Annotated in this window: 12 protein-coding genes; 5 read left to right on the top strand and 7 right to left on the bottom strand. The window is 62.3% G+C overall.

The window, feature by feature from the left end:
* The first annotated feature begins 137 nt into the window (after positions 1–137).
* The 3 genes from CFII68_RS19430 (at position 138) to CFII68_RS19440 (ending at position 3241) form a co-directional block, all read left to right on the top strand.
* Entirely contained in the window at positions 138–845 is a 708-nt protein-coding gene (locus tag CFII68_RS19430) for an HPP family protein (RefSeq protein WP_024617253.1), read from the top strand.
* Positions 846–979: 134 nt separating this feature from the next.
* On the top strand, positions 980–2086 hold the full coding sequence (locus tag CFII68_RS19435; protein ID WP_018603919.1) for an enoyl-CoA hydratase/isomerase family protein: 1107 nt from the start codon (positions 980–982) through the stop codon (positions 2084–2086).
* A gap of 3 nt (positions 2087–2089) precedes the next feature.
* On the top strand, positions 2090–3241 hold the full coding sequence (locus CFII68_RS19440; RefSeq protein WP_003202007.1) for an acyl-CoA dehydrogenase family protein: 1152 nt from the start codon (positions 2090–2092) through the stop codon (positions 3239–3241).
* 373 nt (positions 3242–3614) lie between these two features.
* Here CFII68_RS19440 and CFII68_RS19445 read toward each other — a convergent pair whose 3' ends face one another.
* The 7 genes from CFII68_RS19445 to pssA all read right to left on the bottom strand — a co-directional run bounded on the left by CFII68_RS19445 (position 3615) and on the right by pssA (position 11907).
* Positions 3615–4388: an enoyl-CoA hydratase gene (locus CFII68_RS19445; protein ID WP_018603916.1), complete on the bottom strand. Its 774-nt coding sequence runs from the start codon at positions 4386–4388 to the stop codon at positions 3615–3617.
* Positions 4389–4521: 133 nt separating this feature from the next.
* Positions 4522–5649, bottom strand: a complete 1128-nt coding sequence (locus CFII68_RS19450; protein ID WP_018603914.1) for an acyl-CoA dehydrogenase — start codon at positions 5647–5649, stop codon at positions 4522–4524.
* Between the two features lie 9 nt (positions 5650–5658).
* Positions 5659–6849 carry an acetyl-CoA C-acyltransferase gene (locus CFII68_RS19455; protein WP_177325037.1) on the bottom strand — a complete coding sequence of 397 codons (1191 nt, stop codon included), beginning with the start codon at positions 6847–6849 and terminating at the stop codon, positions 5659–5661.
* 12 nt (positions 6850–6861) lie between these two features.
* Positions 6862–7623: an SDR family NAD(P)-dependent oxidoreductase gene (locus tag CFII68_RS19460; RefSeq protein ID WP_018603910.1), complete on the bottom strand. Its 762-nt coding sequence runs from the start codon at positions 7621–7623 to the stop codon at positions 6862–6864.
* Positions 7624–7639: 16 nt separating this feature from the next.
* Positions 7640–9304, bottom strand: coding sequence for an AMP-binding protein (locus CFII68_RS19465; RefSeq protein WP_033062527.1), 1665 nt, complete (start codon positions 9302–9304; stop codon positions 7640–7642).
* Between the two features lie 231 nt (positions 9305–9535).
* Positions 9536–10552, bottom strand: a complete 1017-nt coding sequence (locus tag CFII68_RS19470; RefSeq protein WP_033062526.1) for an AraC family transcriptional regulator — start codon at positions 10550–10552, stop codon at positions 9536–9538.
* A gap of 11 nt (positions 10553–10563) precedes the next feature.
* Entirely contained in the window at positions 10564–11907 is a 1344-nt protein-coding gene (pssA, locus tag CFII68_RS19475; RefSeq protein WP_018603904.1) for a CDP-diacylglycerol--serine O-phosphatidyltransferase, read from the bottom strand.
* Positions 11908–12027: 120 nt separating this feature from the next.
* On the opposite strand from pssA, the gene CFII68_RS19480 reads away from it, so the two are divergent.
* Both CFII68_RS19480 and CFII68_RS19485 read left to right on the top strand, forming a co-directional pair.
* On the top strand, positions 12028–12591 hold the full coding sequence (locus CFII68_RS19480) for a TetR/AcrR family transcriptional regulator (protein WP_018603903.1): 564 nt from the start codon (positions 12028–12030) through the stop codon (positions 12589–12591).
* 45 nt (positions 12592–12636) lie between these two features.
* Complete coding sequence (locus tag CFII68_RS19485; protein WP_018603901.1) at positions 12637–13116, top strand: nuclear transport factor 2 family protein; 480 nt, start codon at positions 12637–12639, stop codon at positions 13114–13116.
* The last annotated feature ends 92 nt before the right edge of the window (positions 13117–13208 follow it).

Below are 13208 nucleotides of genomic sequence, written 5' to 3'. Positions count from 1 at the left end.
TTAATATGAATTTGTAAGCAAGGGGCATGAACGGCACACTGTGCAACGTTCCTCCCCCAACTGTTGGAACACTTAAAGGGCTTTCTGGGATTTTCCCGTAAGCCCCTTTTTTTGTTCGTTTTTTGGATTCTCGCTTAATGCTTTCTCGCTGGTTCCCCGCCGCTATCAATACCCGTCCCACCGAATGGAGCCGAGCCGCCATCGGCATGGCGCTGGGGACGATGTTCAGTGTCTGGCTTTGTGGGCAGGTATTTGGCCTCGAGGTGGCGCAACACCTGATCGGCCCGCTCGGCGCCTCGGCGGTGCTGTTGTTTGCGGTGTCATCGGGCGCCCTCGCCCAGCCCTGGTCGATTGTCGGCGGTTACCTGTGTGCGTCGGTCGTCGCGCTGCTGGTGGCCCATGTATTGGGCCGCACCCTGGGTAGCGCCTGCCTGGCGGCGGGCATGGCGCTGGTATTGATGTGCTGGCTGCGTTGCCTGCACCCGCCGGCAGGCGCCCTGGCGGCGACGTTGGTGCTGGCCGCCCCGTCTATCATTGCCTTGGACTGGCAAGCCGTTGGTGCGGCGATGCTGGCCGGCTCCGGGTTGCTGGCCTTTGCGCTGGCCTACAACAACCTGACGCGGGTGCGGTATCCCAAGCGTGCCAGCGAACCGGTGGCCGTCATACCGGCCGACCACCCTCCCGTCGACCGCCAGGCGATCACGGCCGAGGATCTGAAACTGGCCTTGGCGGAAATGGAAGCATTCTTTGACGTCACACCGGAAGATCTCGAGCAATTGATCCACGTCAGCGAGCGAAATGCCAAGCGCCGCAGCATCACGGAGGTTCTCTCTGGTCGCGGTTGAGCCTGTGGCTGCTATAAATATGCAGAAAGGACCTGCACGTATCCCGGTTGTGCAATGCAAATTTGCACTGGTACGATCCTGAATGGGTACGCGCGACACAATTCATAAAGAAGAATAAAAGCAGGGAGTTAGCGATGACAGCTCAGGTTTCATCACACGCTGCGGGAACCATCGAAACCGCAGCCTATGAGGTGTTGGTCGAAGTTCGCAATCACATTGGCCATTTGACCCTGAACCGCCCCGCCGGCCTCAATGCCCTCACCCTGGGCATGGTGCGCAGCTTGCAACAACAACTCGATGCCTGGGCCCTCGACCCACAGGTCCGCGCCGTGGTACTGCGTGGCGCGGGGGACAAGGCGTTTTGTGCCGGCGGCGATATCCGCTCGCTGTACGACAGCCACAAGCAGGGCGACACCCTGCATGAAGATTTCTTCGTCGAGGAATACGCCCTCGACCTGACGATCCACCACTACCGCAAACCGATCCTCGCCTTGATGGACGGCTTCGTGCTGGGCGGCGGCATGGGGCTGGCACAAGGTGCCGACCTGCGGGTGGTGACCGAGCGCAGCCGCCTGGGCATGCCGGAAGTCGGCATCGGGTATTTCCCGGACGTGGGCGGCAGTTACTTCCTGCCGCGCATTCCTGGCGAACTGGGTATTTACCTGGGCGTCAGCGGCGTGCAGATCCGTGCGTCTGACGCCTTGTATTGCGGGCTGGCCGACTGGTATCTGGACAGTCGCAAGCTTGAACAGCTCGATGCGCGCCTCGATCGCCTGGCGTGGGGTGATACGCCACTCAAGGACCTGCAAAGCTTGCTGGCCAAACTGGGTGTGCAACAGCTGCCTGCCCCGCCCCTGGCCGACTTGCGGCCGGCCATCGACCATTTCTTTGGCCTGCCCGACGTGCCGAGCATGGTCGAGCAGTTGCGCCAGGTCACCGTCGCCAACAGCCACGGATGGGCGATTAAGACCGCCGACCTGCTGGACAGCCGCTCTCCCCTGGCCATGGCCGTGACCCTGGAAATGCTGCGGCGCGGTCGGCATTTGAGCCTGGAAGACTGTTTTGCCCTGGAACTGCATCTGGATCAGCAATGGTTCGAACGCGGTGACCTGATCGAAGGCGTGCGCGCCTTGCTGATCGACAAAGACAAGAACCCGCGTTGGAACCCGCCGACCCTGGAGGCGCTGGACGCCGACCATGTGGCGAGTTTCTTCGAGGGCTTCGACGACCACGGGAACTGAGCCATGCATGACCTCGAACTGACCGAAGAACAAGTGATGATCCGCGACATGGCCCGGGACTTCGCCCGCGGTGAAATCGCCCCCCATGCCCAGGCCTGGGAAAAGGCCGGCTGGATTGACGACGGCCTGGTGGCGAAGATGGGCGAACTGGGCCTGTTGGGGATGGTGGTGCCGGAAGAATGGGGCGGCACCTACGTCGATTACGTGGCCTATGCCCTGGCGGTGGAGGAAATCTCCGCGGGTGACGGTGCCACCGGGGCGCTGATGAGCATCCACAACTCGGTGGGTTGCGGGCCGGTGCTGAATTTCGGCACCGACGAACAAAAGCAGACGTGGCTGGCTGACCTCGCCAGTGGCCAGGCCATTGGCTGCTTCTGCCTGACCGAGCCCCAGGCCGGCTCCGAAGCCCACAACCTGCGCACCCGGGCCGAACTGCGCGATGGCCAGTGGGTCATCAACGGCGCCAAGCAGTTCGTCAGCAACGGCAAACGGGCGAAACTGGCCATCGTGTTTGCCGTGACGGACCCGGAGCTGGGCAAAAAAGGCATTTCAGCGTTCCTGGTGCCCACCGATACGCCGGGTTTTATCGTTGATCGCACCGAACACAAGATGGGCATCCGCGCCTCGGACACCTGCGCGGTCACCTTGAGCAATTGCACCATCCCCGAGGCCAATCTGTTGGGGGCTCGCGGTAAAGGCCTGGCCATCGCCCTGTCCAACCTGGAAGGTGGCCGCATCGGCATTGCTGCGCAAGCCTTGGGCATCGCCCGCGCGGCGTTTGAAGCGGCACTGGCTTACGCGCGTGATCGCGTCCAGTTCGACAAGCCGATCATCGAGCACCAGAGCATCGCCAACCTGCTGGCCGACATGCACACCCGCATCAACGCCACCCGCCTGCTCATCCTCCACGCCGCCCGCCTGCGCAGCGCCGGCAAGCCGTGCCTGTCAGAAGCCTCCCAGGCCAAACTGTTCGCCTCGGAAATGGCCGAGAAAGTCTGCTCCTCGGCCATACAGATCCATGGTGGGTACGGGTATCTCGAGGATTATCCGGTAGAGCGCTACTACCGCGATGCGCGGATTACCCAGATCTATGAAGGGTCGAGCGAGATACAGCGAATGGTCATCGCCCGGGAACTCAAACATTACCTGGTGTGAGGGCCGAAAAGCATCGCGAGCAAGCTTTGCTCCCACTGAATCTGCGCTGCACACAGAATACTGTGTCAGGTCACGGCCCCTGTGGGAGCAAGGCTTGCCCGCGATGGCGGTGTATCAGTACCGCCGCCATCGCGGGCAAGCCCAGCTCCCACAGGGTTTAGCGGCGCACACAAATGCTGCGTATCCCTCCGATCCCCTGTGTGCGAGCCTGCTCGCGATGGCGGTGTATCTGTCACTGAGATGCTGAATGTTCAGGCCCGATCGCGGGCAAGCCTTGCTCCCACTGAATCTGCACCGCACACAGAATACTGTGTCAGATCACGGACCCTGTGGGAGCGAGCTTGCTCGCGATGGCGTCAGTGAGAACGCCGCATTACTTGTCCTTGAACTCCGCCGCACGCTTGGCCACGAACGCCGCCATCCCTTCCTTCTGATCCTGCGTCGCAAACGCCGCGTGGAATACCCGGCGCTCGAAACGAACGCCTTCGGACAGGCTGACCTCAAAGGCGCGGTTGACGCTTTCCTTGACCATCATGCTGATGGGCACCGACTTGGAGGCGATCAGCGCGGCGGTTTTCAGCGCGTCGTCCAGCAGCTCATCAGCCGGTACGATCCGCGCGACGATGCCGCAGCGCTCGGCTTCCACCGCGTCGATGAAGCGCCCGGTCAGGCACATTTCCATGGCCTTGGCCTTGCCCACCGCGCGGGTCAGGCGCTGGGTGCCGCCCATGCCCGGCAGCACACCGAGATTGATCTCCGGCTGGCCGAACTTGGCGTTGTCGCCGGCCAGGATGAAGTCGCACATCAACGCCAGCTCGCAGCCACCGCCCAAGGCAAAACCGTTCACCGCCGCGATGATCGGCTTGCGGCGGTTGGCCACGCGGTCGCTGTCGCTGAACAGGTCGTCCAGGTAGATCTGTGGGTAGGTCAGCTCGGCCATTTCCTTGATGTCAGCACCGGCGGCAAAGGCTTTTTTCGAGCCGGTCAGCACGATGCAGCCAATCTTCGGATCAGCCTCCAGGCTGTCCAACGCCTGGTTCAGCTCGCTGACGATCTGCGCATTCAAGGCGTTCAATGCCTGGGGACGGTTGAGGGTGATCAGGCCAACGCGGTCCTTGATCTCCAATAAAATCGTTTCGTAGCTCATGTATAACTCCTGTTAAGCGCTGTATTTGGCTCGATGCCCTGTAGGAGCTGCCGAAGGCTGCGATCTTTTCCTGCCAATTGAGTCTTGAACGAAAGAGCAAAATCAAAAGATCGCAGCCTGCGGCAGCTCCTACTCAAAGATTGCGCGAAATGACCATGCGCTGAATGTCGCTGGTGCCTTCGTAGATCTGGCAGACCCGCACGTCGCGGTAGATGCGTTCCAGCGGGAAGTCGTTGAGGTAACCGTACCCGCCCAGGGTCTGCAACGCCATGGAGCAGACTTTTTCAGCCATTTCCGAGGCAAACAGCTTGGCCATGGAGGCCTCTACCAGCGCCGGTTGGCCACTGTCTCGCAGGGCGGCGGCGTAGTGCACCATTTGCCGGGCCACGGCGATCTGGGTCGCCATGTCGGCCAGGCGGAACGCCACGGCCTGGTGCTCGATGATCGGCTTACCGAAACTGGAGCGTTCCCGGGCATAGTCCCGGGCCGCCTCGAACGCCGCGCGGGCCATGCCCACCGCTTGCGCCGCGATGCCCACGCGCCCGCCTTCCAGGTTCGCCAGGGCGATCTTGTAGCCCTCGCCCTCCTCCCCCAGACGATTGCCCACCGGCACCTTCACATCCTCGAAGAGGATCTGGCAGGTGTCGGAGGCGTGCTGGCCGAGTTTGTCTTCGACCCGGGCCACGCTGTAGCCCGGCGAATCGGTCGGCACGATGAACGCACTGATGCCACGCTTGCCGGCGCTCGGATCGGTCACCGCAAACACAATCACCACCCCGGCGTTCTGCCCGGACGTGATGAACTGCTTGCACCCGTTGAGCACGTAATGATCACCTTCCAGCCGTGCCCGTGTCTTGAGGCTGCTGGCGTCCGAACCGGCCTGGGGCTCGGTCAGGGCGAAGGCGCCAAGCATCGCGCCACTGGCCAGGGGCGTGAGGAATTTCGCCTTTTGCTCATCGTTGCCGAACTTGAGGATCGGCACGCAACCCACCGAGTTATGCACGCTCATGATGGTCGAGCACGCGCCGTCGCCAGCGGCGATTTCCTCCAGGGTCATGGCGTAGGCCAGGTAACCGGTTTCACAACCGCCCCACTGCTCCGGCACCAGCATGCCGAAGAAGCCCAGCTCGGCCATTTCACCAATGGCTTCCCGGGGAAAACGGTGCTCACGGTCCCATTCGGCGGCGAACGGTTTCAAGCGCTCCTGGGCGAACTGCCGGGCCATGTCGCGGATTTGGGTCTGTTCTTCAGTCGGGAGCATGGTGATTCCTTAATACAGGCATTCGACGGCCATGGCCGTGGCTTCGCCGCCGCCGATGCAAATGGCCGCGACGCCGCGCTTCAAGCCTTTCTGGCGCAGGGCTGACAGCAGGGTCACCAGGATTCGTGCGCCAGACGCGCCAATCGGGTGGCCCAGCGCACAGGCGCCGCCGTGGACGTTGACCTTGTCATGGGCAATCTCCAGCTTGCCCATGGTCACCAGCCCCACCACGGCAAAGGCTTCGTTGACTTCGAACAGGTCGACTTGATCCAGCGACCAACCGGTTTTTTGCATCAGTTTCTTCACGGCGCCAATCGGTGCGGTGGGAAACAGGCTCGGGGTATCGGCAAACGCCGCATGACCGTGGATCACCGCCAGGGGCTTGAGGCCACGCTGGGCAGCCTGGCTCTGGCGCATCAGCACCAGCGCTGCGGCGCCATCGGAAATGGAACTGGCGTTGGCCGCCGTCACCGTGCCGCCCTCGCGGAATGCCGGCTTGAGCGAGGCGATCTTGTCGATCCGCGCTTTCGGCGGCTGCTCGTCGTGGCGCACGGTCACTTGCTCTTTGCCGACCATGACCTGCAACGGCACGATCTCGGCGTCGAAACTGCCATCCTTGATCGCCTGCTGGGCGCGGGTGGTGGACGCAATGGCGAACGCATCCTGGGCCTCGCGACTGAAGCCATTGGCCTCGGCGCAATCTTCGGCAAAGGTGCCCATCAGCCGACCTTTGTCGTAGGCGTCCTCCAGGCCGTCGAGGAACATGTGGTCAAGCACCCGGCCGTGGCCCATCCGGTAACCGCTGCGGGCCCGATCCAACAGGTACGGCGCGTTGGACATGCTTTCCATGCCGCCGGCCACCACCACTTCGGCGCTGCCGGCGATGAGCATGTCATGGGCGAGGATCGCCGCTTCCATGCCCGAGCCGCACATCTTGTTGAGCGTGGTGCAGCGGGTCGACTTGTCGAGCCCGGCGCCCAGTGCGGCCTGACGCGCCGGTGCCTGGCCCAGGCCGGCGGCGAGTACGCAACCGAACAGCACTTCTTCAACCGCGTCGGGTGCGATGCCGGCACGCTCCACGGCGGCCTTGATGGCAGCGGCACCCAGCTGCGGGGCGCTGAGGCTTTTCAGTTCGCCCTGGAAACCGCCCATGGGCGTACGGACGGCGCTGACGATGACAATCGGATCGTTGGACATCATGAATCCTCCTGATTATTTGGCTGCCATACGCAAGGCACCGTCGAGACGGATCACCTCGCCGTTGAGCATGCTGTTCTCAATGATATGCCTGGCCAGCGCCGCGTACTCGGAAGGTTTCCCAAGGCGCGGCGGAAACGGCACGCCGGCGGCCAGGGAGTCGCGTACTTCCGGGGTCATGCCGGCCATCATCGGGGTCTCGAAAATCCCTGGCGCAATGGTCATCACCCGGATACCGAAACGCGCCAGCTCGCGGGCGGCCGGCAACGTCAGGCTGGCGATGGCGCCTTTGGATGCCGCATAAGCCGCCTGGCCGATCTGTCCATCGAAGGCCGCCACCGACGCCGTATTGATGATCACCCCGCGCTCGCCGTCGGCGTCTGCCTCGGTTTCGGCAATGGCCGCAGCCGCCAGGCGCAGCAGGTTGAAGCTGCCGATCAGGTTGACGTTGATCACCTGGCTGAAGCTGGCCAGGGCGTGGGGACCGGTCTTGCCGAGGATCTTCTCGCCGCGCACGATACCGGCGCAGTTCACCAGGCCATTGAGGCCGCCGAACGCATCGACCGTGGCCTTGACCGCCGCTTCAGCCGCCGCTTCGTTGCTGATGTCGGCCACCACGCTCTGGCAACCCAGTTTTTGCGCCTGGGCGGCCACGGCGTCGGCGTTGAGGTCCACCAGCATCACTTTGGCGCCGGCCTTGACCAGCATTTCACCGGTGGCCGCGCCGAGGCCGGAAGCACCGCCGCTGACGAGGAAAATCTTGTTGTCGATCTGCATCATGGTTTCCTTGGATTCAAGCTGAAACGTTCTGCGCCGCGGTCTCTTGAACCTTGGCGATTTCCTGGTTGCGCAAAATAAAGCGCTGCAATTTGCCGCTTGGGGTTTTCGGCAAGTCGCTGACAAATTCGATTTCACGGGGATAGGCATGGGCCGCCAGGCGCTGGCGCACGTGCAGGCGCAATTCCTCGGCCAGCTCCGGTGAGGCACGGTATTGAGTGCTGAGCACCACGAAGGCCTTCACCAACTCGGTGCGTTCCGGATCGGGTTTGCCGATCACCGCCGCTTCCACCACGGCCGGGTGTTCAATCAGCGCGCTTTCCACGTCGAACGGACCGACCCGGTAGCCGGAGGTGGTGATCACGTCGTCGCTGCGGCCGACGAAGCTGATACTGCCGTCCGGATTCAGCTCCACGGTGTCGCCGCTCAAGTAGTAGTCACCGACGAAGGCCTTGGTCGGCCCGCCTGCGTAACCGGCGAACCAGCACATGGGCGATTGGCTACGGTCCACCGCGAGAATGCCCGGCTGGCCCACGCCCAGCTCTCGCTGGTTTTCATCCAGCACCACGATCCGATGGCCCGGCGAGGCAAAACCGGCCGCGCCCAGGTGCACCGGGTGCTCCAGCCCATGGTGGTTGCACAGCACCATGCCCAGTTCGGTCTGGCCGTAATGGTCGTGGATCACCACGTTCAGGTTGTCGGCGAACCAACGGATCACCTCCGGGTTCAACGGCTCACCGGCGCTGCTGACGATGCGCAGCTTGCCCTTGATCGAGCGGGCGAACTGCTCGCCACCGGCGATCAACAGGCGATAGGCCGTGGGCGAGCCAGTCAGGTTGGTGATGCGGTATTTGTTGATGACCCGACAGGTGCTTTCCAAGGTGAACGGGCCATCGTAGAAGGTAATCGGATGCCCCATGGCCAGCGGCCCGGTCACGCCAAAATAGATGCCGTAGGCCCAACCCGGGTCGGCGACGTTCCAGAAGGCGTCTTCAGGACGCAGATCGACCGCGTCACGCATGTAGCTCTGGAACGCCACAATGGCCTTGAGCGGCACCGACAGCGCCTTGGCAGGTCCCGTTGTGCCGGAGGTGAACATCAGCAGGAACGGGTCTTCGCCGGTGAGCATCAGCGGTTCGCACTGGCTGGAATGGTTCGCCACTTCAGCCCAGAAACTGTAGTCGCCGCGCACGATGCCCTGGCCCTTTTCGCCGCCGACCGTGACGATGATGGGGCAACTGGCGACTTCGTCGAGCTTGGGACGGTTGACCGCATCGGTGACGACCACGCGCGCCCCCGAGCTGCCGAGGCGGTGCTCGATGGCCTTGGGCCCGAATGCAGTGAACAGCGGTTGATAGACCGCCCCGATGCGCCAGGTGGCGAGTACCACGATCAACAGTTCAGCGGTGCGCGGCAGCAGGCCGGCCACTTTGTCGCCTTTGCCGACGCCTTGGGCGCGCAGGAAATTGGCGAACCGCGCGGCGTTGTCCTGCAGGTCACGGTAAGTCCAGGCGGCGTCGCTGCCGTCACGGCCCTCCCAGAACAAGGCGATGCGCCCCGGCAACGCATGCCGGTCGCAACACTCGACACAGGCATTGAGCGCCTCGAGCGAGCCGTGCAGTGCGGTGTTGACAGTGTGCAGGTAATCGAACTGCGACGTGGCGGACGAATAATCGCGCATGACCAGCATCCCTCTGTGGTTTTTATTGGTTGGGGGAACCGTGAATAGCAGGCAAATACTCGCGCCGAAGGGCTGTGGCGGCAATGGTCAAAGCTTTCAAGTTGCTTGACTGGTTTGGCCATGGTTTAGGGATGTGGTGTTCTTTAGGCTCGCTCCCACAAGGTTTGAGGCGGAGCCTCGACCTTGCGACCACCTCCCCCCCCTGTGGGAGCGGTGTCGGATTCGGCGGGATTAGTCCGACTCGTTGAGAATCAGGCTGCGATAATGCCCCGGGTTGGACCCGGACCATTTGCGAAACGCCTTGTAGAAGGAGCTGGCATCGGCAAAGCCCAGGCGCGAGGCGATTTCGACGAAACTGATGGAGGGCTCCGCCAGCCAGGTGATCGCCAGATCCTTGCGCACGCTGTCCTTGAGTCCTTGGTAGGTCTGGCCCTCCTCCGCCAGACGTCGGCGCAGGGTGGACGCGGACACGCACAACTGCTGGGCCAGCGCTTCGGTTTCCGGCCACTGTTCGGCAGGCAACTGCCGCAGGTCGTGCCGGATACGGCTGGCCAGGCTTTGCGGGTTGCGGTATTTCACCAGGATGTTGGCCGGGGCCTGGGCCAGGAAGCGCTTGAGTTCATCAGCGTTGCGCCTGATCGGCAGGTCGAGGCATTCGGCGGCGAAAATCATCCGGGTACGAGGCCGGTCAAAACGCAGGTTCTGGGAAAACATCACCCGATAGTCGTCGCAGAAATCCGGCGCCGAGCAACGCAGTTCGACGGAAAGAATGGGAATGCGCCGCCCGGCCAGCCAGCAGGCCACGCCGTGGACGATCATCCAGTAGGTGAAATAGGTAAAGGCCCGACGCGGCGCCTGATCGTCTTCCAGCAGCACGATCTCCGCCAGGCTTTGCTGGCGCACCCACTGGGCTGGCAGGTGTTCGAGCATCAGCGACAGAAACCCCAGCCCCGCCGTCAAGCCGCTCGCCAGCGTGGGCTGAGCCATGGCGCACTGGCAGAGAAACGCCAGGCTGCCGGACTTGAGCTTGCGCGAGTCCATGCCAAAAAACTCGTCGTCCAGGCGCCGGGCGAGCAAACGCCAGAGCCGCGCATAGGCATGGGCCGGAACTCGCGCCTGGGCGTCGTCGAGCAACGCAGGGTCTATGCCGACCTTGCTCAGCACTTCATTGGTCGCCGCTCCGGGGGCGCAGCTTTGCAGCAGTGCCTCACGCACCAACTGGATGGAGATGGTGTCTTTTTTCGACATGGCGCGGGTGTTCACAGGATTCGGTAAAGCAGCCGTTCTATCCGCACCCGGCTGACCCGTTTCAGGAACCTGGCCACGGCCTCGGGGTAATCCGGCAGGTTTTCCAGGTCCAGGTAACCGTCGATCCGGCGCGTGTGGCGGTAGATCTGTTCAAGCTCGGCCTGGCGCGGCGCCAGCAACTCGCCCCTGGGGTCGTCCAGCAACAGCGCGTTTTCCAGGTCCAGGCGAAAGGCCCGCGGGTTGAGGTTATTACCGGTCAGCAAGGTGTAGCGCTCGTCGATCCACATGCCCTTGAGGTGATAGGTGTTGTCCCCGTCACGCCACAGGTGCAGGTTCAATTGGCCGCTGTCGATAGCGCGCTGATGGCGTTTGGCAAAGCGCCGCAAGCTGATTTCGTAGAGGTATGGCAGCGCTGCGATGATCTTGAACGGCTCGCTTGGCGGAATGTAGAAGTCATTGGCCGTCTTGTCGCCGACGATGATGTCGATCTTGACCCCACGGGCCAGGGCGCGATTGAGCTCCCGGGTTACCGCCAGGGGCAGGTTGAAATACGGGGTGCAGATGGTCAGTTGCTGGCGGCTGCTGGCGATCAGTTCACCGATCACCCGGCTCAGCGGATTGTTCTTGCCCACGCCCAGCAACGGGCTGACCGACAGGCCACTCTTGTCGAGGCTGCCAACGCTGGTGTCATAGGTCGCGTACTTGAGGCGACTGCGCAGGTCGCCAATGTCCTTGCGCAAACTGCGGGTGCTGGGCAGGTTCGGCAAGTCCAGGCGATGCACGGCGCTGGAGGCGACCAGGCCGTGCTGGATCAGATGGTGCATCGAATCGGCCAGTGCCGTGTTCTGCAGCAGGTGATAGCGGTCGTAACGGTATTTGTCGAACTTGTGCAGGTAGACGTTATTCAGGCTGGCGCCGCTGTAGAGCACACAGTCGTCAATCACGAAGCCTTTCAAGTGCAGCACGCCGAACAGCTCGCGGGTTTGCACCGGCACGCCGTAGATCGGCACTTCGCTGGCGTGGGTGCGAGTCTGTTCCTGGTACCACGCCGAGTTGCCCGGCTGCTTCTTGGCGCCGATCAGCCCGCGCTGGGCTCGCATCCAGTCCACCACCACGACCACGTCCAGTTCCGGACGCGCGGCCTTGGCGGCATGCAGGGCATCGAGGATTTCCTGGCCGGCCTCGTCCTGTTGCAGGTACAGCGCGACGATGTAGATGCGCTGGGTGGCCTGGGCGATTTTCTCCAGCAGGCAACGGCGGAATTGGGCAGCACCATCGAGGATGGTCACCGCATCGGCGGTCAGTGCAAAGCTGCGCAGCTTGGGCAGCAGGGAGCGTTTGAAAAGCGACGGCATAGGGCTCGCAAAAGGTCGATTCCGAAGAACGGATGAGCTTACACCATGGATGGGTTTGGGTCTTCCTGTCCTAAAGAAAAAACACTTGACCAAGGAGAACGATCATTCTACTTTTGTTTTATGAACGAAATTACTGGTAATGAAACACGAGACATCATCCTCGATGTCGCCGAAAAGTTGATCTATAAAAGTGGCATCGCCGCCACCGGCATGGACCTTCTGGTGAAAACCGCCGGCGTCTCCAGGAAAAGTGTCTATCGCTACTTCGCCAACAAGGACGACCTGATCGTGGCTGCCCTCAAGCGGCGGGACGAGCGCTGGATGCACTGGTTCAGCACCGAAGTGGACAAGGCGCCGACCCCGACTGCACGGCTGCTCAACCTGTTCACCGTGCTCAAGGGCTGGTTCGACAGCGAAGGTTTCCGCGGCTGCGCATTCATCAACACCAGTGGCGAAACCGGCGATCCACAGGATCCGGTCCGCCAGGTGGCGAAGCTGCACAAACAGAAGTTGCTCGATTACGTAACCCGGCTGTGCGTCGAACAAGGTGTCCAGAACCCGGACGCACTGGCCCGCCAACTCCTGATTCTGATTGACGGCGCCATTACCGTGGCGCTGGTCATGGGCGACCACAGCGCGGCTGACGACGCCCAGGACTTACTCGAAAAACTGCTACACGTCTGACCTGTTGAACCCTTGTGCAATTCGTCAATTCTCTGGAGATCCGCCATGTCTGCTTCTTCCGAAGTTCGTCCGCCGTTGCCGCCGTTCACTCGTGCGTCGGCGATCGAGAAAGTTCGCCTGGCCGAAGACGGCTGGAACTCTCGTGACCCGCAAAAAGTATCCTTGGCCTACACGCTGGATACTCAATGGCGTAACCGCGCCGAATTCGCCCATAACCGCGAGGAAGCCAAGGCGTTCCTGACCCGCAAATGGGCCAAGGAGCTGGATTATCGGCTGATCAAGGAGCTCTGGGCGTTCACCGATAACCGCATCGCCGTGCGCTACGCCTACGAATGGCACGACGACTCGGGCAACTGGTTCCGTTCCTACGGCAACGAAAACTGGGAGTTCGATGAGCACGGCCTGATGTACAACCGCTACGCCTGCATCAACGATATGCCGATCAAGGAAAGCGAGCGCAAGTTCCGCTGGCCGCTGGGCCGCCGGCCGGACGATCATCCGGGGTTGTCTGAGTTGGGGTTGTAACGCTTGCGACTGAACCACCGCTATCGCGAGCAAGCTCGCGATGGCCGCCTGACTAAGCACATATCCATTTCTGCGGTAACGGCGACTTAGGG

Source organism: Pseudomonas sp. CFII68 (genome assembly GCF_000416195.1).
Classification (GTDB): Bacteria; Pseudomonadota; Gammaproteobacteria; order Pseudomonadales; family Pseudomonadaceae; genus Aquipseudomonas; species Aquipseudomonas kilonensis.
The sequence above is the reverse complement of the archived record's forward strand: the minus strand, read 5'-3'. Positions and strand labels throughout refer to the sequence as shown.